At 46.6% G+C, this 17,394-nt stretch carries 28 protein-coding genes and 1 pseudogene; 8 read left to right on the top strand and 21 right to left on the bottom strand.

The window, feature by feature from the left end; translation table 11 throughout:
- Nucleotides 1–278: 278 nt before the first annotated feature.
- From AKG35_RS04870 to AKG35_RS13390, 14 genes and pseudogenes are all read right to left on the bottom strand, one after another.
- Nucleotides 279–533 carry a hypothetical protein gene (locus AKG35_RS04870; protein WP_041384394.1) on the bottom strand — a complete coding sequence of 85 codons (255 nt, stop codon included), beginning with the start codon at nt 531–533 and terminating at the stop codon, nt 279–281.
- A 143-nt stretch (nt 534–676) separates the two neighbouring features.
- A complete protein-coding gene (locus AKG35_RS13755; protein WP_157859823.1) occupies nt 677–862 on the bottom strand; it encodes a CCRG-2 family RiPP in 186 nt (61 codons plus the stop codon).
- Nucleotides 863–923: 61 nt separating this feature from the next.
- Nucleotides 924–1,142: a CCRG-2 family RiPP gene (locus AKG35_RS12820; RefSeq protein ID WP_157859824.1), complete on the bottom strand. Its 219-nt coding sequence runs from the start codon at nt 1,140–1,142 to the stop codon at nt 924–926.
- Nucleotides 1,143–1,248: 106 nt separating this feature from the next.
- Nucleotides 1,249–1,464, bottom strand: coding sequence for a CCRG-2 family RiPP (locus AKG35_RS04875; RefSeq protein WP_041384396.1), 216 nt, complete (start codon nt 1,462–1,464; stop codon nt 1,249–1,251).
- A 279-nt stretch (nt 1,465–1,743) separates the two neighbouring features.
- Entirely contained in the window at nt 1,744–2,724 is a 981-nt protein-coding gene (locus AKG35_RS04880; RefSeq protein WP_011130302.1) for a carbamoyl-phosphate synthase, read from the bottom strand.
- Between the two features lie 161 nt (nt 2,725–2,885).
- The gene (locus AKG35_RS04885) at nt 2,886–3,134 is read right to left on the bottom strand and encodes a CCRG-2 family protein (protein ID WP_011130303.1); all 249 of its coding nucleotides are present in this window, start codon (nt 3,132–3,134) and stop codon (nt 2,886–2,888) included.
- 577 nt (nt 3,135–3,711) lie between these two features.
- A complete protein-coding gene (locus tag AKG35_RS04890) occupies nt 3,712–3,945 on the bottom strand; it encodes a Nif11-like leader peptide family natural product precursor (protein WP_011130304.1) in 234 nt (77 codons plus the stop codon).
- A 175-nt stretch (nt 3,946–4,120) separates the two neighbouring features.
- Nucleotides 4,121–4,363, bottom strand: a complete 243-nt coding sequence (locus AKG35_RS04895) for a Nif11-like leader peptide family natural product precursor (protein WP_011130305.1) — start codon at nt 4,361–4,363, stop codon at nt 4,121–4,123.
- Between the two features lie 79 nt (nt 4,364–4,442).
- Nucleotides 4,443–4,586: pseudogene (locus AKG35_RS13305) on the bottom strand (carbamoyl-phosphate synthase); the annotation flags it as partial.
- 521 nt (nt 4,587–5,107) lie between these two features.
- On the bottom strand, nt 5,108–5,362 hold the full coding sequence (locus AKG35_RS04900; RefSeq protein ID WP_041384394.1) for a hypothetical protein: 255 nt from the start codon (nt 5,360–5,362) through the stop codon (nt 5,108–5,110).
- A 143-nt stretch (nt 5,363–5,505) separates the two neighbouring features.
- The gene (locus AKG35_RS13760; RefSeq protein ID WP_157859823.1) at nt 5,506–5,691 is read right to left on the bottom strand and encodes a CCRG-2 family RiPP; all 186 of its coding nucleotides are present in this window, start codon (nt 5,689–5,691) and stop codon (nt 5,506–5,508) included.
- A 61-nt stretch (nt 5,692–5,752) separates the two neighbouring features.
- Nucleotides 5,753–5,971 (bottom strand): CCRG-2 family RiPP, encoded by a 219-nt coding sequence (locus AKG35_RS12830; RefSeq protein WP_157859824.1) that lies wholly within the window; start codon nt 5,969–5,971, stop codon nt 5,753–5,755.
- Nucleotides 5,972–6,077: 106 nt separating this feature from the next.
- Nucleotides 6,078–6,293: a CCRG-2 family RiPP gene (locus AKG35_RS04905; RefSeq protein ID WP_041384396.1), complete on the bottom strand. Its 216-nt coding sequence runs from the start codon at nt 6,291–6,293 to the stop codon at nt 6,078–6,080.
- 603 nt (nt 6,294–6,896) lie between these two features.
- Nucleotides 6,897–8,129: a calcium-binding protein gene (locus AKG35_RS13390; protein WP_011130306.1), complete on the bottom strand. Its 1,233-nt coding sequence runs from the start codon at nt 8,127–8,129 to the stop codon at nt 6,897–6,899.
- A 149-nt stretch (nt 8,130–8,278) separates the two neighbouring features.
- Here AKG35_RS13390 and AKG35_RS12310 point away from each other — a divergent pair, with 149 nt between their 5' ends.
- Complete coding sequence (locus AKG35_RS12310; RefSeq protein ID WP_236069669.1) at nt 8,279–8,416, top strand: hypothetical protein; 138 nt, start codon at nt 8,279–8,281, stop codon at nt 8,414–8,416.
- A complete protein-coding gene (locus AKG35_RS04915; protein ID WP_041384398.1) occupies nt 8,416–8,649 on the top strand; it encodes a hypothetical protein in 234 nt (77 codons plus the stop codon). Before AKG35_RS12310 ends, AKG35_RS04915 begins: the two co-directional genes overlap by 1 nt.
- A 300-nt stretch (nt 8,650–8,949) precedes the next feature.
- Here AKG35_RS04915 and AKG35_RS04920 read toward each other — a convergent pair whose 3' ends face one another.
- Entirely contained in the window at nt 8,950–9,789 is an 840-nt protein-coding gene (locus AKG35_RS04920; RefSeq protein ID WP_011130307.1) for a sulfite exporter TauE/SafE family protein, read from the bottom strand.
- 87 nt (nt 9,790–9,876) lie between these two features.
- Here AKG35_RS04920 and AKG35_RS04925 point away from each other — a divergent pair, with 87 nt between their 5' ends.
- The gene (locus AKG35_RS04925) at nt 9,877–10,428 is read left to right on the top strand and encodes a hypothetical protein (protein ID WP_011130308.1); all 552 of its coding nucleotides are present in this window, start codon (nt 9,877–9,879) and stop codon (nt 10,426–10,428) included.
- Between the two features lie 20 nt (nt 10,429–10,448).
- Nucleotides 10,449–10,763: a hypothetical protein gene (locus tag AKG35_RS04930; RefSeq protein WP_011130309.1), complete on the top strand. Its 315-nt coding sequence runs from the start codon at nt 10,449–10,451 to the stop codon at nt 10,761–10,763.
- Between the two features lie 47 nt (nt 10,764–10,810).
- On the opposite strand, the gene AKG35_RS12835 is transcribed toward AKG35_RS04930, so the two are convergent.
- Together AKG35_RS12835 and AKG35_RS04935 are read right to left on the bottom strand one after the other, a co-directional pair.
- Nucleotides 10,811–10,948 (bottom strand): hypothetical protein, encoded by a 138-nt coding sequence (locus tag AKG35_RS12835; protein ID WP_157859826.1) that lies wholly within the window; start codon nt 10,946–10,948, stop codon nt 10,811–10,813.
- Nucleotides 10,949–12,034: 1,086 nt separating this feature from the next.
- Nucleotides 12,035–12,340: a Nif11-like leader peptide family natural product precursor gene (locus tag AKG35_RS04935; protein ID WP_011130310.1), complete on the bottom strand. Its 306-nt coding sequence runs from the start codon at nt 12,338–12,340 to the stop codon at nt 12,035–12,037.
- A 601-nt stretch (nt 12,341–12,941) separates the two neighbouring features.
- Between AKG35_RS04935 and AKG35_RS04940 the strand changes: the two genes are divergently transcribed.
- Both AKG35_RS04940 and AKG35_RS04945 read left to right on the top strand, forming a co-directional pair.
- Nucleotides 12,942–13,235: a hypothetical protein gene (locus tag AKG35_RS04940; protein ID WP_011130311.1), complete on the top strand. Its 294-nt coding sequence runs from the start codon at nt 12,942–12,944 to the stop codon at nt 13,233–13,235.
- Nucleotides 13,236–13,241: 6 nt separating this feature from the next.
- Complete coding sequence (locus AKG35_RS04945; protein ID WP_052646175.1) at nt 13,242–13,478, top strand: hypothetical protein; 237 nt, start codon at nt 13,242–13,244, stop codon at nt 13,476–13,478.
- Nucleotides 13,479–13,487: 9 nt separating this feature from the next.
- Here the strand turns inward: AKG35_RS04945 and AKG35_RS04950 are convergent, their stop codons facing one another.
- Nucleotides 13,488–13,823, bottom strand: coding sequence for a GRAM domain-containing protein (locus AKG35_RS04950; RefSeq protein ID WP_236069671.1), 336 nt, complete (start codon nt 13,821–13,823; stop codon nt 13,488–13,490).
- A gap of 112 nt (nt 13,824–13,935) precedes the next feature.
- Between AKG35_RS04950 and AKG35_RS04955 the strand changes: the two genes are divergently transcribed.
- Nucleotides 13,936–14,244, top strand: coding sequence for a hypothetical protein (locus tag AKG35_RS04955; protein ID WP_011130313.1), 309 nt, complete (start codon nt 13,936–13,938; stop codon nt 14,242–14,244).
- A gap of 84 nt (nt 14,245–14,328) precedes the next feature.
- Complete coding sequence (locus AKG35_RS04960) at nt 14,329–14,646, top strand: DUF3303 domain-containing protein (RefSeq protein WP_041385041.1); 318 nt, start codon at nt 14,329–14,331, stop codon at nt 14,644–14,646.
- A gap of 206 nt (nt 14,647–14,852) precedes the next feature.
- Here the strand turns inward: AKG35_RS04960 and AKG35_RS04965 are convergent, their stop codons facing one another.
- From AKG35_RS04965 to AKG35_RS13480, 3 genes are all read right to left on the bottom strand, one after another.
- Nucleotides 14,853–15,857, bottom strand: a complete 1,005-nt coding sequence (locus tag AKG35_RS04965) for a tetratricopeptide repeat protein (RefSeq protein WP_011130315.1) — start codon at nt 15,855–15,857, stop codon at nt 14,853–14,855.
- Nucleotides 15,858–16,393: 536 nt separating this feature from the next.
- A complete protein-coding gene (locus tag AKG35_RS04970; RefSeq protein ID WP_011130316.1) occupies nt 16,394–16,678 on the bottom strand; it encodes a DUF3764 family protein in 285 nt (94 codons plus the stop codon).
- Between the two features lie 34 nt (nt 16,679–16,712).
- The gene (locus AKG35_RS13480) at nt 16,713–16,958 is read right to left on the bottom strand and encodes a hypothetical protein (protein ID WP_041384400.1); all 246 of its coding nucleotides are present in this window, start codon (nt 16,956–16,958) and stop codon (nt 16,713–16,715) included.
- Nucleotides 16,959–17,394: the final 436 nt, after the last annotated feature.

A 17,394-nucleotide genomic window follows, 5' to 3' on the forward strand; every position in this document is an offset into this window, starting at 1 on the left:
GCTCAATACCAGCAATGAGTTTGAGCACAAGCATCAAGAACATATGCTTTTTCGCTGCAAACAGAACCAACAATTGACATGAAGAAGGGCACCCGCGTTGGATGCCCTCAAGTCCAGGACAGGTTTTCAGGGTCTCTACGTCCTCGGACTCCTGATCTAGGTCTAAGCAAGCAACAACAAGGCGTCAGTAGATAGTTCCTCGTTGATTTCTTCGTTTTCAGTTGGGTCAGTCATTAGTTTGAGTTAGAGGTGTTGGATTGGTTCATAACTGTAGTCACTTATTCGTGTTTTCCATCACCATCACCAAAAGTCGCATCAACAAAAGTCTTACTCTTCTCCCAATCCTCTCTTGTCCCTCCATAACCAGAACCTTGCGGGCTTCGGCGATAAGCTTCGCTCAAATCATTTCCTGCTTGGTAGTTGCCAGCGGCATCCCTAAAACTATTCATAACACCTTGATGCATACCACCACTAACACTCTTCAAATCATCAGTTGAGAGTTCCTCATTGACCTCTTCGTTGGGTTCGGTCATTAGGTGTAAATACTCTTCGTTAAGTATAGCTAGTCTCAGGGGAATTGCCAAAATGTAATAATGGAGAAACTTACCCGAGTTCACCTAGATGCAAATGGTTCCTAAATCCAAAGGCCGTCGAAATCGAGCCTGCCTTGAATGTTTTAACGAGGATGATTCCATGGTTTAGAGATCTTATGCCACGAAGGTCTTGCCACATTGCAGCTGTCTACAGTGTCCCTCATGACATTAGTTTTCACGCCTTCGGCAGAGACGTCGGTGAGACCACGCAAGGGCCCCCTACCAGTAATTACTTTGAGTTGATCAATAGTGAGTTCGTTGTTAGCCATTGATTTGGATTGGTTGAATAACGTGAGGATTAGTTAGCTTCTAATAACTAGAGATGGGCCATCAATAACAGTAGTCGCCGTCTGGCAGGTCTGTGGTTGGTGTAAAACCCTGAGTATTGACTGTATTTCCATCAATCCAAACACCTAGCTTCATCCTAGAGACTGAAACTTGTGGGGAAAGATATGGAATAACAGGAGGGAGAGTATCTTTTACTTCACATTTCATAAGACCACCACTAACACTTTTCAACTCTTCAATAGTGAGTTCGTTGTTTGTCATTGGTTTGGATTGGTTGAATAATGTGAGGATTGGTTAGGGCTATTTACCCTTCATCACCAATAATAGAAACTAGACCTGTTCTAATCTTGTATTTGTTATTGTGAGACTACAGAAAGGCCGGAACTGCAACAGCACGTTCAGCTGCGTCGCCATTCCCTCTCAATCCAACTTTATGAACAGGATCAATAATAAGATCTGGATGGATAACTACTCTACGTTGATTTGATCGTGAAATTCTTGAACCGAAGCCGTCCAACTTCGCAAATACACCACCACCGTTGATGGACTGTAGCTGTTCAATCGTAAGTTCGTTGTTTGTCATTGGTTTGGATTGGTTATTAGGGACTTATCCCTCGGATGAACACATCATCTCCTAATTCCTCTACTAAGTCATTGATCCTAATCATTGCTAGTTGTGATCTTCGTCACAGGTCCTGAGAGGAATTACCAGAACTAGAATATTTCAGGAACCTACCTGAGATTACCCAACCTATTCGTTAAGCTCGTGCCAGGTATCGGATGCCGTTTTAAGCGAATAGGGAAGTCGTTGAAGAAATAAAAAGACCCTATAATCGCAGGGGGTTAGGGGGCATCTCGGCCGTCAACAAAACGAGGGCTCATAATAACACCCAACCACCGCAGATACCCAGCCGTCATGCACCCTTACATCCCGATTGGCTGGTGTTGTAAATAACGCTTGAATCGCAGGCATCACTGCTGGTTCACTCTTGCTTGGTGCTCCATAGCCATTGCTGCCAAAACGATATTTAATGTCTGCCGTAAAGCGTGTATCAAAGGCTTCATCGTAAGAAAGATTGGCGCCAAGAGTTAAACCATTGCTGATGTTGTATGCCAGTCTTCCTTTAACACCAGAACCATCAGCATCACCGAGATCTCCTTGCTGATAGTAATAACCAACAGAAGCATTGAGATCTGGTGTGATGCTGTAGCCGACATCTAAGCCGTAGGTACCAAGAGCACCACCGTCGTAATGGCTGTTCAGCCTGTGTTCGACATCACCAATGGGAACCAGTGCATAAGCATTGAAGTTCCAAGTGTCTGAGACTGCTTCTAACCCTGCAGCAACTTGAGAGAAGAAGACATCACGCTTGTCAATAACATTGACGCTGGTATCAGCATCACCTGTATTCATCGGCCGGCTGTCATAGCCAGCATTGATGCCGTACATCCAGCTGCGGTCTCCGTTGAGCCAGCGATAGCCAAGCCTTGTTGAAGTGCTGATCGTGGTACCAGCAACATCGGTATTAACGATGCTGCTTTCACCATCTCGATCAGAGAAGTTGGCATTGGCTAGAGCATCGATAAACCAAACGCTGTTCTCACCAACGGCAATGGGAAGAAAGGCGCCAATACCAGCTTGATTGGGTGTACCTGCTCCTTGCAATGCACCTTGAAAACCCCAGTTGAACTGCACAGCGTCTTTGAGGTTGATCTCCATGACACCTAGATCTGCTGCACTGCCGTCTTCTTCTTGAGCAGCGACTGGATGGATGGGAGTGCTGGCTAAGGCAAGAGCAGCAGCACTAGCTACGGATAAAGAAAGACGAAGGGAACGCAACACTGGGCTCAAAGACTTAAAAGTTCAGTTCATGATGCTTTGAAATCTGAGTTTCAGCGCAGAGCGTGAGGCAGTCGCTTGGTTGGCAGCGAAAGTTTCGGGAGGCGTTGATTCTCTGAACATGAACAAGCCCCGCCTCTAGCGGGGCAAAGGCCATCCATCTCTCATGGAATGGGTGTTGGAACAGGTGAAATTGAAATGCGCTGTGTAGGCATTAATGGTTGATCTCTATCGCCACGGATTCCACGAGTCGTTACAGGTCCAATATCAAAAGACTTTGTTGCCACCCTTCTGGCATTCCTCTTGTAATTAGGGTGAATGATGCCTCCAGCAACGGTCTGGAGTTGATCGAGAGTTAGTTCTTGATTGGTCATGGTTTTGAGAGGTTGAGGAGGTTGTTTCCTCCAATGCATTCACCATCTCTCGAATCAATGGCTGCTGTGTTGATCTAGTTCAAGAGCTGCTGTGAGCTTGATCACACCTCAATTATTTTCACTCGTTAGAAGGCGCGACAGATCAATGCGCCGGGCCACGGCGCAATGGTGCGGCGGGCCACGCTGCAGCTATGTACGTCGGACCTAGCCCATAAATCCGCCGGGCAGGAAAGAGAAGGTTTCTCCAGGTCAACAACAGCTGCCGTTTGCGTTTGATATTCGCCTCAATCAAATCCCTGAGGATTGGCATCAACTTGCGGTCAGATTTAGAAAAGCCAATGGAATCAGAGATGGAGATCAAATTCTCAGGTTGTGGTGATTAAGGTAGGGATATAAGTAGTTTTAGGGTAAAAGAATTTAAAGGTGAATTTGTGATGAATACGAAAAACTATTGCTGGTTGTTGCCTGCTAAAGAAGACATCAAGGCAACTTTCTGCAAGTCAATGGTGCCAGGTATCGGATGGCGTTTTAAGCCAATAGTGAGGTGATTGAAGAAATGAAAAGCCCCTGTGGTGGGAGGGGCTAAAGAGATAGGCTGACAGTGACAGCTGTCTAACTAGTAACAAAACATACTAGTATCACAACCACCAGATGCAGTTCCCCCAGCCACACCTTCCAGCTCATCATCAGTCAGATTTTGGCGATGAGAGTTGAGGTCTTCTGTGGTAATCGTGAACCCAGCAGCCTTTGCAATAGCAACAACATCAGCTCCTTCTGCTTTGAGCTGTTCCTGCAGTGAAGTGTCTGCTTGAACCTTGGCGATGAATGCCTTCAGTTGTTCTTCTGACATTGGATTAGAAATTGGGTGTTGTTTATAAGTTTAAGGTGCCAGGTATCGGATGTCTTTTTAAGTGAATATTGAAGTCGTTGATGAAATAAAAAGCCCGTGCAATAAAAGGGGCTTTAGTGTTTAGTCTCTTGGTAAGACCCACACAATACGCCTATTGTTTTACTTTTTGCCTTCATTAACATTCGGCAGCTATCGATATTAATGCTCCAGTGACTGTCACAATCGTCCCACCAGCCACACCTTCCAGATCATCATCAGACAGGGCTTGGCGATGCTCTTTTAAGTCTTCTGTGGTGATCGAGAAGCCTGCAGCTTTGGCAATAGCAACAGGGTCAGCGCCTTCTGCTTTGAGCTGTTCCTGCAAAGAAGTGTCTGCCTGAACTTTAGCGATGAATGCCTTGAGTTGTTCTTCTGACATTGATTGCTGGGTCGCTTCTTCTTATCTATAGCAAAATCTAAGGCTGTTGAATGCATGCACTTGAAGCTTTAACTTATTTGGCATCTTTGAGGTTGATCTCCATCACCCCCAGATCTGCTGCACTTCCATCCTCTTGAGCAGCTACTGGTTGGATGGGAGCACTCGCCAAGGCAAGGGCAGCAGCGCCAGTGAGCGATAACGACAGGCGGAGGGAGCGCAGCACTGGAATTGAACGCTTAAAAGGTCACTAATTTTCTGGGATTTTTTTGCTGGCTCCCATTAGGCCACATCAATTGTGGCAAAAGGAGACAGAGGAAGTTCGACGACGAACCATCAAAAAGCCCCGCCATGCTGCGGGGCTTTTGTTTATTTGATCTCTCCCCCCTAGAGCGGTGGCGACTTTTTGTTTTCATCCTTCACCGCTATCAATAGGTTCTCTGCAATTCTTTTGGCAAGTAGTGTCTTGGCTCAATACCAGCAATGAGTTTGAGCACAAGCATCAAGAACATATGCTTTTTCGCTGCAAACAGAACCAACAATTGACATGAAGAAGGGCACCCGCGTTGGATGCCCTCAAGTCCAGGACAGGTTTTCAGGGTCTCTACGTCCTCGGACTCCTGATCTAGGTCTAAGCAAGCAACAACAAGGCGTCAGTAGATAGTTCCTCGTTGATTTCTTCGTTTTCAGTTGGGTCAGTCATTAGTTTGAGTTAGAGGTGTTGGATTGGTTCATAACTGTAGTCACTTATTCGTGTTTTCCATCACCATCACCAAAAGTCGCATCAACAAAAGTCTTACTCTTCTCCCAATCCTCTCTTGTCCCTCCATAACCAGAACCTTGCGGGCTTCGGCGATAAGCTTCGCTCAAATCATTTCCTGCTTGGTAGTTGCCAGCGGCATCCCTAAAACTATTCATAACACCTTGATGCATACCACCACTAACACTCTTCAAATCATCAGTTGAGAGTTCCTCATTGACCTCTTCGTTGGGTTCGGTCATTAGGTGTAAATACTCTTCGTTAAGTATAGCTAGTCTCAGGGGAATTGCCAAAATGTAATAATGGAGAAACTTACCCGAGTTCACCTAGATGCAAATGGTTCCTAAATCCAAAGGCCGTCGAAATCGAGCCTGCCTTGAATGTTTTAACGAGGATGATTCCATGGTTTAGAGATCTTATGCCACGAAGGTCTTGCCACATTGCAGCTGTCTACAGTGTCCCTCATGACATTAGTTTTCACGCCTTCGGCAGAGACGTCGGTGAGACCACGCAAGGGCCCCCTACCAGTAATTACTTTGAGTTGATCAATAGTGAGTTCGTTGTTAGCCATTGATTTGGATTGGTTGAATAACGTGAGGATTAGTTAGCTTCTAATAACTAGAGATGGGCCATCAATAACAGTAGTCGCCGTCTGGCAGGTCTGTGGTTGGTGTAAAACCCTGAGTATTGACTGTATTTCCATCAATCCAAACACCTAGCTTCATCCTAGAGACTGAAACTTGTGGGGAAAGATATGGAATAACAGGAGGGAGAGTATCTTTTACTTCACATTTCATAAGACCACCACTAACACTTTTCAACTCTTCAATAGTGAGTTCGTTGTTTGTCATTGGTTTGGATTGGTTGAATAATGTGAGGATTGGTTAGGGCTATTTACCCTTCATCACCAATAATAGAAACTAGACCTATTCTAATCTTGTATTTGTTATTGTGAGACTACAGAAAGGCCGGAACTGCAACAGCACGTTCAGCTGCGTCGCCATTCCCTCTCAATCCAACTTTATGAACAGGATCAATAATAAGATCTGGATGGATAACTACTCTACGTTGATTTGATCGTGAAATTCTTGAACCGAAGCCGTCCAACTTCGCAAATACACCACCACCGTTGATGGACTGTAGCTGTTCAATCGTAAGTTCGTTGTTTGTCATTGGTTTGGATTGGTTATTAGGGACTTATCCCTCGGATGAACACATCATCTCCTAATTCCTCTACTAAGTCATTGATCCTAATCATTGCTAGTTGTGATCTTCGTCACAGGTCCTGAGAGGAATTACCAGAACTAGAATATTTTAGGAACCTACCTGAGATTACCCAACCTATTCGTTAAGCTCGTGCCAGGTATCGGATGCCGTTTTAAGCGAATATGGAAGTCGTTGATGAAATAGAAAGTCCCTGTCAATTCAGGGGGGTTTGAGGGTGTAATTTCCAGCACAGCTCTTAAAGTTCTTAGCGGCAGCAAGGATTGAATGTGCAGCCGCCCAATCAATCCATAAAAAAAGCAAGGCACAGAAAATAAAGCCTCAGCATTCGTTAGCCCTACATCGACTCATATCCCCTCAACGCACCTTCCAAATACTTCGCTCCCTATAGCCATCCCTAATTCCCTTTGTTTTCAATATCAATTGTGTTGGTGGATATGTTGATTGTTTTGCCGGGGGTTTGATCAGCCCGCTTTTGCTGCCCTGCCTTTCCCTTCTGGGTTTTGTATAACTTTCAGCCCGTAGGCATCAGGCTCCCCGGCAGTTTGTTGGCTAAACAAATTCAAGGGATCCCCCTTCCTCAGGCGAAACGAATTCAGTTGTCAAAATTTGAATACCGTCGGAGGACATTTTTGCAGTCGTATTATGGAAATTTGCTAAGTCATCAATATAGGCTGTATTGTCTACACCCACCCCAAAGACTGCCTTTAATTCATTGTCAGAAGACCAAATTTCACAAAATTGCTGAGGGACGGCATTATTAGCGTAACCAACCAACCCATTGAATGAATCACTAAAATTCAAATACCAATCACCCTGCGAGGATTCTCCACCATCTAAAACAGTAATTTTGTCTCCAACATGCACGAAATCTAGTATTGTATCAACGCCGGAATTTTGCAGGTCAATAATAAATTCGTCGGCCCCACCCCCCCCATTTACCAAATCAGTATCATCACCTGAATCAATATAGTCGTTTCCATGAAAACCTCTGATCTCCTGATGCCCCTTCCCCCCAAAAGCCATGTCGTTTCCTTCGCCAAGATATGCCGAAATCCATAACTCATCTGACGTATTCTCGACATAAACAATGTCATCCCCACCCCTTGTGCTAAGCACGCCATATCCATCCATGTAAGCAACATCATCCCCTTCGCCCGTGGTGTATTTACCCTTTCCTACATCTAGAAACCAATTAGGCGACTGACCAGTAGAGGGGTTAATTGTTCCAGTCAAATCGACATTGTCGTAGGTATTGCCATCATTCTCATAAATAAAATCAGCATCATCCTTATAAGCCTGCTTTTGCGCTTCTAAGGCGGCTTGTTCTGCAGAAACTTGCTCAGCGGCAGCTTGTTCAGCAGCGGCTTGCTCCGCGGCAGCTTGTTCAGCAGCGGCTTGCTCCGCGGCAGCTTGCTCCGCGGCAGCTTGCTCAGCGGCAGCTTGCTCAGCAGCGGCCTGTTCAGCAGCGGCTTGCTCCGCGGCAGCTTGTTCAGCAGCAGCTTGCTCAGCAGCGGCCTGTTCAGCGGCAGCTTGCTCAGCGGCAGCTTGCTCAGCAGCGGCCTGTTCAGCAGCGGCTTGCTCCGCGGCAGCTTGTTCAGCAGCAGCTTGCTCTTCCGCAGCCTTCTGTTCGGCTTCTTTCTCTGCTTGTTTTTTCAAATATTCAGCAAGCCAGGAAGAGCCTCTAACCGCTGATTTAACTGGAGGAGTTAAAGCGGAAGCAAACGAAGTAGCGCGGGTTGAGGCGGTTCTCTGCAAGGGAGAGAGCAGTCTGGTGATAGCCATTGGTTTGAAAGCGGTGGAGGGTCTCCCCTCTCGATGAACCAACCATCGGCTGAATCAACGGTTCACCTGGCGACCTGCCTCACCAGCAGCTGTGATGTTGCTCACTTTCCTTAAGGCATCGCTACGCCAAGGCGTCACATGCGGCGGGGTTGCCTGTGGCCAATATCGCTGAAGCCATGGGGCACACGATTGAGGTGCATCTAAGTAGTTATGCCCGCTTCACCCCAGATGCAACAGCAGATCTCTATGCGCAGGTGAATGAATCCAAGCCATTGAAGAGGAACTGATGACGATTGAAGAGCTGAAAGCTGTTCTCTCAGAGCAGATGTGCCAGCGCGTTACACAAGTTCTCACCTTTGAAGGCGAAGATGCCGTGAACATTGAGGAGCTATACCAGCAGGTTCCTGCTGGATTTAGAGGCAAACTCACAGTCAGAAGCGGATCTCAATACGTCTGGGACCTATGGCAAACAGACGAGGACACATGGGAGTTTTCATCTACGCAGGGCAGCGAGCGTTGAGCGCCATTCGTAGAAGATGCCAACTAATCAAACTCACTGCTGGCATTCAGCCAGGACACTGCTTTCTTAAAAAGGTTGAGACAACTTATGGATAGCGCTGAAGGATGAAAACAAAAAGTCATCACCGCCCCAGGGCCAGAAAGCAAATAAGAAAAGCACCGCTCTAAGACTGGGCTTCACTAGCCAACAAGGGCAGCACATGATCAGCCTTCTATAGGCCATTCCTGGGGATACCGATAGAAGGGGTCTTAACACTGAGGAATTTGAGAGTCTTCTTCTGATCTTTCGTTGGTGCTACTTTTAATTCTTGATTATCATACCGACAAGCTCAATACTGACTACTGTAATCAAAAGAAAATAAATCCATCTTTTAATCCAAGGTTTTATGGCAACTTTAGCTGCCCACCAAGATCCTACAGCGCCTCCCAGTGCTAATGCAATGCCAGGAATCAAGGCAATTTGACCTTCTAAAAAGAAGATAGGAATAGAGAGTATTGACGCAAATAGTAGAAAGACGGCTTTTATCGGATTCGCTTCGGTGACATCCATCGAGCCAAGCATTACTAATGCAAGAATCATATACGTGGCAGAGTCTAAAACTATAAATCCAGTCCAAAAGCCCACCAAAAAAATGCAGGGTAGCATAAAAATACTCTCTTTATTTTGACGAGATTCCCTTAAAAAAAGAAACCTCTTTGACCCAATAACAAGTACTACCAACGCAGCAATGATCGCCATATTAATTGTTAGCTGTATTCTCTCATCGTTCAGATAGGTTGCAGCTCTTGCCCCTATAATTGCGCCTACGGCAAGCGGCGCAGATAGCGTGAAAGTTTTCCTCCAGGGGATAGACCCTGATTTTTGAAAGCTGATTACCGCTGACAAAGATCCGAGCAAGACTCCTAGTCGATTCGTCCCATTAGCAACCCCTGGCGGTACTCCTAGGACAATCAGAAGAGGAAGTGTTATTGCTGATCCGCTACTTGCAAGTGTGTTGAGTGCACCAGCAAAAGCACCGCCTGCAAGCAATACTGATACCTCCCATGCATCCATTTCTCGAGCCCCAACATTCAGTACCAACTTCTGGTAGCAACTGGCGGGTGTTTTGACAATGCATTCAATATTTTTGATTCTTTTCACTATCTTTGAGCGGCTTTAATCATCCAAAAGCATCTTGCCGATGGGCAATTAGATGTACACATTTGCTTAAGTATTTATTTTTGACTTGTGAGGACAGCATGCTCAGTTGGTCACTTCACTGATGGCTTTGGCAATGCCATTGCTAGCGTTTGCCGTCCTTTGCGCATTGTTTACTTGGGTCATCGCAAAGCTCGCGCGACCCTTGAGCAACTCGTCGACAAGCATTTAATCGATAAGCGCAACGTCAATGATCCACGAGCTGGCGGCACTGTTATTCGCTACCGGCCCATTTGCTCTGATCTCAGCCTCGCGCGCGTGGGTATCCAAAAACACCCTCCCCAGCCTCCCCAGGGTCCGGAGGTTGCTAATGCAAGTCTGCGAGTTATTCATTCTCCTTTGTCTCCTTTGCTCAATGCAAAAGAGGCTGAGGAGGCTGAGGAGCCGCAAAACAAAGCCCCGCGCGCGCGAGGTAATGCCTCTTCTCTCCTCGGGCTGCATGAAGACATCTTCTGGGAGATCGTCGACAAAAACCCCGACGCCTTGCCGAATCCAATCGCTAACAAGTTCATGGTTGCTACTGGTCGAATCCTCGAGGGTCGGAGGGTTCTCGAATTAATCAAAAACCGACCCTTGAACTAATTCCTGTCAGAATCCAAAGCATGGGTAAGAAATGCACCAAGTACGAAAAAGAAAAACGCGTCCTGCAATTCGTACAGATGCTCTCTAAAGGTGCTGTCAACTCAGAATTGATTCAACACGCTGCCTCAGAGTGGGGAGTCGATGAACGCCAAGCACGGAACTACCTGCATGAAGCACGGCAGGTTGTCATTGATGACGTCAACCATGACCGCAAGATTGTTGTCGCTGAAATGGTTCACATGATGAAGGCCGTCATGAAAGAAGGCTTTCGTACAGGTCAACTCAACTCAGTCATTGGAGCCGCCAATACGTTGTCGCGGGTGGCCAAGCTCTAAGAACGGTCAGACGGCTCAGACGAAATGAGCCGTAGAAACCAATGCCATCACATTGAGGGATGGGCAGCAATGTCTGAATGTGACCTTGACCCGCCTGTCATCACGGCAGCGGGACCTAAGGCAGGGCGCTGAGCGAAGCGGTCCGTATCACTGACAGGTGAGAGCCAGTGCCGATCTGATTGCACCGATCAACCTCTCAGCCATCGAAGAACTGCGTCGCAGTGGCTTCGACAAATAAGCGAATGATATTGGCGATGAAGCTGGATTGCATTGATGCCTAAGAGCGAGCAACTGCCTTAAAGGCAGCCGGTCATCAAGGTCCGCAGAGGCAGAGATCAGAAGACAAATGTGCTAATGAATGTAAGCATATAATCTTAAAAAGCCTAGATGGTTGGCAGAAAAAGAAGTGTCCGACAGACTCAACAAATTGCTCAAATACTTGAGAATTTATTGCAGAGGATATTAATAGAAGCAAGCGGTCTGACCAGTGAATATAGCAATACTGAAGTGTCCTCAGCCGTAAAGAGTGTGGTCATAAGTAATCGCAAGGTTTGCCGCTCATTAACAGGGTTTCCGTGAGCCTATATACCTGCCTTAAGCAAGGTCACAGTTGCGAGTGACTGTAATCACGACAAATGTGGTATCTGTTGAAGAAGCTCTGTAGACAGAGGATATCCTCCTCACTCAAAAAAACTGAACATGACTACATCGATCAAGAAAATTTGTGGGCTTTCCGCATTCTGCATGAGTTTCTATATAGCTGCTCCGGTTGTAGCTCACCCATGCCCAGGTAGTATCTCGGTGTAACCCACAACGCATCCAATTTCAACTAGAGTTACAAAATCACCTAGTTTTCTGCGAGATTGCGGAGCCTTTAATCCTGCCAATGTGGGAAGCATTAAAAGCGGATGCTCAATTATACCGAGGTCCCTTGTTGGTAGCCGTAGTACAGTTCAGATCATCTCCACGGTAAATCGTACTTCTTCTGGGCAGAGTGGGATCTGGTATCGGATAAGGGTTGTAAGTAATTCAACCTCAACCCAAGTAGCCTCAGTCAATGCTGGAGTAGGTGTAATTGGCTGGCTTAGAGCTAATAAACTTTAATGCCACCATTAATAGAAGACATCAATGCAACTTTATGCAAGTCAATGGTGCCAGGTATCGGATGCCGTTTTAAGGAGCGAATAGGGAGGTGATTGAAGAAATAAAAAGCCGCTGCAATAAAAGGGGCTTTCAGTTTTTAGTTCATGCAGACTGTCCCAGTCAGGTTTTTAGGTTTGGTTTTCAGCGAAGGTACTCATGGCCGGTGCTCGGACAGGCAGGTCCGAAGGTACATTGGCCGTTTTTGTACGAGCTCCCCCCCCCCCCCCAGCCAGACCTTCCAGCTCACTTTCAGACAGTGTTTGGCGTCCCACAGACAGTGTTTGGCGATGCTCTTTTAAGTCTTCTGTTGTAATCGAGAACCCAGCAGCCTTAGCAATAGCTACAACATCAGCACCTTCTGCCTTGAGCTGTTCCTGCAATGAGGTGTCTGCTTGAACCTTGGCGATTAATGCCTTGAGTTGCTCTTCTGACATAGATTATTGATCTCTAAACATGTCAGAGCAGTAGATAAACAAAAAGCCCCGCCATGCTGCGGGGCTTTTCTTATTTATTTTCTCCCCCTAGAGCGGTGGCGACTTTTTGTTTTCATCCTTCACCGCTATCCATAGATTCACTCAACCTCTTTAAAAACGCAGTGACCTGGCTCAATTCCAACAGTGAATTTGTTCACAAGCAGCAATAACATATCCATTTTTTCTGCAAGCACCACAAATAACTGACATGAAGAAGGGCACCCGCGTTGGATGCCCTCAAGTCCAGGTCAGCTTTTCGACGTCCTCGGACTCCTGATCTAAGTTTAAGCAGGCAGATACAAGGTGACAGTAGTAAGAATTGCTCCTTTCCGCTTTTCCCACACAGTGGCTAGCAATGTCCTCTTCCAGTGGACATTGGCATCAGTGAACTTTTTGAGGCTTTGCGGGCTTCAGTTCCTTAAGCAGCTCTCGCAGCCCGACTAGTGCAAGCACAAAACTGATCCCCATGACAACCACAGCAGGTGTGTCCATGCCCTGAAAAGCAAAGTACTTCTCTAATAGCTACCTCTTTGCTTGGTCGGGATGAGAGATTTTACTCATTATGGTTCTGGGTTGTACAGACCGAGGAGTAGAACAGTACGGCGACACTCCTCACAAAGTTTGTCGTTGGGCGCTACTCGATGAGGACGCCCCTTTCTTATGTGCCTGTGATCAATGCTTGAAACAAGGGCAAAGAAGTAGCGGGGCCCTGCCAATTATCTGCGTCGATCAATCAGGCAAGTTGCGCTTCCATGACTGGGTTTTGGTATGTGAAGGCTTGGCTCAGCCTGTTCCGCTATTGGTTGGCAGTGGAGAGGATTTCAGCGCGAAATTAGTAGGTCCATCGCCGCCCTAATCGTTAGTGGCGCTGTATTTGGCTATCTCCACTCCGCACCTCTCAAAGGACTTTAAACAGGGATATGCCTTGATCCGTGAGGACATCGATCAGGCAAATATCCAAAGAGCAGTTCTTATTGCTCAAGCTATTCATCTACTGATGGAGAGCGCAAGGGTTGCTTTAAAGGAGAACAACCCCGGTGCTGTTGTTAGCAATGTAGCTCTATTCGACAAGTTATGTGGGCTAGGAGTGAGGAAATAGTTAGGGGCCTTAGTTCTGTCCTTCTTTTAATTTATTGATTTCATTGATCCAAGGAGTTCTTCTAAACATAATGAATTTATCTTCATGACCTGAACTAGAAGTCACGGCTAGCGTGTTGGGAAAGATAGGGATAACTCCTAAGAATTTTGTCCAATCCTTTCTTAGCCTATTGATTTCAGGAATTGAGACGATGGTTACGCCTGTTTGAATGTTGAGCGCATGTGACTCAAAAATCAATCTTGCTGTGGTCAGGTAAAGAATCCCTCCAACGGTCTCAATACCTCTTTGATGGTTTGCCGGCGATTTCTTGACAAGCTTTTCCCCAACCTCAAGAACAGTCTTCACGCAAGAAACCATTTAATTTTAGGCTAGCTTCAATTAAAGAAACTTCAAGCCCTCTTTAGTTACTTCCTAAGAAGTTGTTACCTTACCGATCCACTCAAAAGATCACCGGCGAATGTTGAATACGCTCAGATATATCCATGCCAACCCCAAAGCGGCTGGGGTAAGGAAAGGCTTTGATGACCCCTATTCCAATTATGGCCACTACAGCAGGTTGCAAGCAGACGGCATCAGTGAATGGAGCCCTGCCTTTTTAAAGCTCTCGGCCACTCTGAATGTTTGTGCGAGGCGCTATGAGCTTTTCTGCCAGCGTTATCGCCATAACAGCAAAGCTGCTCTCAAATGCCATTGGGGAGAGTCGCTTGCTGAACGACTGGTTAGCAGTGCCAGCCCCGCTGGCAATCAGAGCACTCCTCCTCGCTGAAATCTCCGATTTTCAGGGCATCGGGACTATCCCAAGACACACAAGTGGTCCGTTGCTAACCAGAAGATGCTTTGCCTCAACTCAGTGCAGCATTACCTGATTGTCTGGACTTTCCCCACTGTTGAGGGGGCCTGGGATTCGTGCCCTGGATTTGCTGACTACATCAATGCAGGAGGGTCTGGCGACAAATTCGAGGGCTTTGAGCTGAAATATCGCGTCTGCGAACCCGTGAGTGGCAGTGGGGTTGCCATCGCAGTAGCCAGCGATATCGGCAAGGTTTGGGCCCACCTCAGCCCTTGGATTAAGACCTATGGCATCCAATTCGAGGTCAAGGCTGTGGTGTCAGATGCAGAGTTCGCAGCAATGTGGCCTGCTGTGGAGGCTGCTGCTGCTGTCGATTAAAGACCCACATGCAGCAGACCGGCTGGCTGCTGATGGGACACCAGCAAGAGACAGCTCAACCAGTATCAGGAGCAATGGTTGAGCCAATGGCAGCAGCGAAAGGGAAATAGCAAGTGCCGTTCTTCTGCGTGGAATCTGCTGGGTGCTGCTGCTTTAAGGGTAAGTGGGGGTATTAATTTGGTCAGGTGGAGATATTTCTTATCCCCTCATCGCATATTGCGGCACCAGGCACCATCTACTCTGTTTATCCATTGTGCTGTTGATTGACTTCCAAGAGATGCTGCTTTCTTGAAGTCATTACAAGCACTTTGATAATCTTTTAATTTCCACGTGACATAACCACGATTGTTATAGGCGAAGACATCCTGCGGATCAATCTTTATTGCCTCGCTGTAATCAGTAATTGCTCCTTGATTATCTCCTAAATTATACTTGGCAAGACCACGATTAATGTAGGCATCGGCATATTGCAGATCAATCTCAATTGCCTTGTTGAAATCAGCAATTGCTGCTTGATTATCTCCTGATTTACCCTTAACAGCACCTCGGTTGTTGTAGGCAGCGGCATCCTTTGGATTAAGTGTTATTGCCTTGTTGAAATCAGCAATTGCCCCTTGATAATCCTTTAAATCAACCTTGGCAAGACCACGCTTGTGGTAGGCAACGGCAAGTTGAGGGTTAATTACGATTGCCTTGTTGTAATCGACAATTGCTTCTTGATATTTATTGAGATTTTTCTTGGCAAGACCACGATTGAGAAATCCATATAAATACACCGGATTAATTGCTATTGCCATATTATAATCGACAATTGCCCCTTGATTATCTCCTGACTTACTCTTGGCAAGACCACGATTGTTGTAGGCACGGACATACTGCGGATTAATCTCTATTGCCTTGTTGAAATCAGCAATTGCTCCTTGATTATCTCCTGACTTACTCTTGGCAAGACCACGGTTATTGTATGCATCGGCATCCTTTGGATTAATTACAATTGCCTTGTTGTAATCAGCAATTGCTGCTTGATAATCTCCTGATCCAACCTTTGCATTACCGCTCTTTTTGTAGAGAACAGCACTTTGAGCATCTGCTGCCTGGGTTGAAAGCAGCAGCAAACCAGTTAGCAAAGCAGCTGTAGATCCCAGTAGCAGCGGTTGACCCAGCTGCAGCAATGACAAGGAAGCAGCAAGTGCAGTTCTTTTCCGTGACATCAGGAATGTGCTGCTGGCTTGAGGGTAGATGGGGGCCTTTCGGGATCAGAAGTGGGCTGTCAAGTCTTAAGCCTTCTTCTCTTTGAATTTCTGCTCCTTTGCATTCGAGCCATTCACCGCAACAAAAGCATCATCCAGATCGCGAGTCATAAACCTGGCATAGATACAAATATGTCCTTCCAAGCTATGTCTCATCTCATCTGCTATTTGTTTTGGGTGTAAACCTCTGGCATGTTTTTGATTTTAGCCACTAGGTAAGATCAACTGCAGGAATGGATGTAGAATGAGATGTTTCTCCTTTAAAAGCCCTGCCTAACGCAGCGGCAGGAATAGGACTGTCCGGTTAGTAGCAATGACTTCCAAAGCTGTTAGATCTAGATCTAAAGCAAGCCACTACAACCTCCTTGGCCTTGAGGGTACCTGGGCGGGATTCCAAGATGAGGTGGATTAGGGGCCCCACTTTCTCGGGCCCCGCAAACAATTTAAAATCAATCAGGCGCTAGCCCACCTCCTAGCGGTTTTGGTTAAGCCGTTGCCTAATGATCGATCCATTGAGTAATTGCTGTTTCGTCATAGATATGACCACTTGATTCAATCATTACTTTTGCCTCAGGGTCATTCCACATGCCCATCGCAACTCCCTCCTCTGCTTGGAATATCACAATCGCTCTTGATGAGTCTTCTTTGTGTAAGCCTCTGTACAGAGATGTGATTCCGCCTGCTTTCAACATTGCTTTGTTGTCTTCACTGTCGTAAACAGCTCTCCACTCGTCAAAGGTTTTACTGATTTTGAAGTCAAACACGGTGGTTTCGATTGCCATTACCAATGAAAAATTTCGACCAATTAGACCATGCTTACCCAGCACCTAGCTGTACGTGCTGAACATTGATAGCGCTCTGCGATCTGTTGCTAGCTGTCGCCCATGCATCGATAGCACTCAAGCAACGTTTAGTGAGGGTTGAAAATGCATCCCCGAAATGGTGAATCCAATTTCTGTTCACTTGTGCAGTGCCCGCATTCACCTGCGCATAAAGGTCTGCTGTTGCTTCTGGGGTAAAGCGGGCATAGCTACTCAGGTGCACCTCAATGGTGTGCCCCATTGCTTGGGCGATGTTCGCTATCGGTAGACCTGCATCATGTGATGCTTTGGCATAACGATGGTGGAACGTATAGGGCTTTAATACCTCACTAGCCTGATCCGCGTCTTGTCGTAGTTGCTGCCATATCGCCTTGCGCTTGAGATAAGTGCCATGTGCATCACCAGCGTTGCCTTGTTGTCCTAATGGCGGCAGTTGTTCGCCAATCTGTAGACGGCCCTGCAGGTTGAAATCGATAGGAGTGCTAACTGATTCTTTTACTAACAGGGCATTGCGTCGACGAGGCTCAGTGCTCTCCCCTTTTTTGCCACCGTTACTCTTGCGGTAGATGGTCCATAACTCAGGCCCTATTAGTCCATCCTTCTGGCCTAGATCTGCAAGTTTTGATTATTACGTAGGTGTAACAGATTGAGTCGGCACCTTAAGGTGACGCGCCACC

Origin of the sequence: Prochlorococcus marinus str. MIT 9313 (genome assembly GCF_000011485.1) — a bacterium.
In the GTDB taxonomy this organism is placed as follows: domain Bacteria; phylum Cyanobacteriota; class Cyanobacteriia; order PCC-6307; family Cyanobiaceae; genus Prochlorococcus; species Prochlorococcus marinus_D.

Bases quoted from the DNA above. Each gene is read 5' to 3' on its own strand.
- AKG35_RS04875 (WP_041384396.1), bottom strand. From the start codon at position 1,464: ATGACAAACAACGAACTTACGATTGAACAGCTACAGTCCATCAACGGT.
- AKG35_RS04970 (WP_011130316.1), bottom strand. From the start codon at position 16,678: ATGGCAATCGAAACCACCGTGTTTGACTTCAAAATCAGTAAAACCTTT.
- AKG35_RS04870 (WP_041384394.1), bottom strand. From the start codon at position 533: ATGACCGAACCCAACGAAGAGGTCAATGAGGAACTCTCAACTGATGAT.
- AKG35_RS04965 (WP_011130315.1), bottom strand. From the start codon at position 15,857: ATGTCACGGAAAAGAACTGCACTTGCTGCTTCCTTGTCATTGCTGCAG.
- AKG35_RS04915 (WP_041384398.1), top strand. From the start codon at position 8,416: ATGACGATTGAAGAGCTGAAAGCTGTTCTCTCAGAGCAGATGTGCCAG.
- AKG35_RS04930 (WP_011130309.1), top strand. From the start codon at position 10,449: ATGGGTAAGAAATGCACCAAGTACGAAAAAGAAAAACGCGTCCTGCAA.
- AKG35_RS13390 (WP_011130306.1), bottom strand. From the start codon at position 8,129: ATGGCTATCACCAGACTGCTCTCTCCCTTGCAGAGAACCGCCTCAACC.
- AKG35_RS13480 (WP_041384400.1), bottom strand. From the start codon at position 16,958: ATGGGGCACACCATTGAGGTGCACCTGAGTAGCTATGCCCGCTTTACC.
- AKG35_RS04890 (WP_011130304.1), bottom strand. From the start codon at position 3,945: ATGTCAGAAGAACAACTGAAGGCATTCATCGCCAAGGTTCAAGCAGAC.
- AKG35_RS13760 (WP_157859823.1), bottom strand. From the start codon at position 5,691: ATGGCTAACAACGAACTCACTATTGATCAACTCAAAGTAATTACTGGT.
- AKG35_RS04955 (WP_011130313.1), top strand. From the start codon at position 13,936: ATGTTGAATACGCTCAGATATATCCATGCCAACCCCAAAGCGGCTGGG.
- AKG35_RS12820 (WP_157859824.1), bottom strand. From the start codon at position 1,142: ATGACAAACAACGAACTCACTATTGAAGAGTTGAAAAGTGTTAGTGGT.
- AKG35_RS04935 (WP_011130310.1), bottom strand. From the start codon at position 12,340: ATGTCAGAAGAGCAACTCAAGGCATTAATCGCCAAGGTTCAAGCAGAC.
- AKG35_RS04940 (WP_011130311.1), top strand. From the start codon at position 12,942: ATGGTTCTGGGTTGTACAGACCGAGGAGTAGAACAGTACGGCGACACT.
- AKG35_RS04885 (WP_011130303.1), bottom strand. From the start codon at position 3,134: ATGCATTGGAGGAAACAACCTCCTCAACCTCTCAAAACCATGACCAAT.
- AKG35_RS04895 (WP_011130305.1), bottom strand. From the start codon at position 4,363: ATGTCAGAAGAACAACTCAAGGCATTCATCGCTAAAGTTCAGGCAGAC.
- AKG35_RS13755 (WP_157859823.1), bottom strand. From the start codon at position 862: ATGGCTAACAACGAACTCACTATTGATCAACTCAAAGTAATTACTGGT.
- AKG35_RS04900 (WP_041384394.1), bottom strand. From the start codon at position 5,362: ATGACCGAACCCAACGAAGAGGTCAATGAGGAACTCTCAACTGATGAT.
- AKG35_RS12830 (WP_157859824.1), bottom strand. From the start codon at position 5,971: ATGACAAACAACGAACTCACTATTGAAGAGTTGAAAAGTGTTAGTGGT.
- AKG35_RS04905 (WP_041384396.1), bottom strand. From the start codon at position 6,293: ATGACAAACAACGAACTTACGATTGAACAGCTACAGTCCATCAACGGT.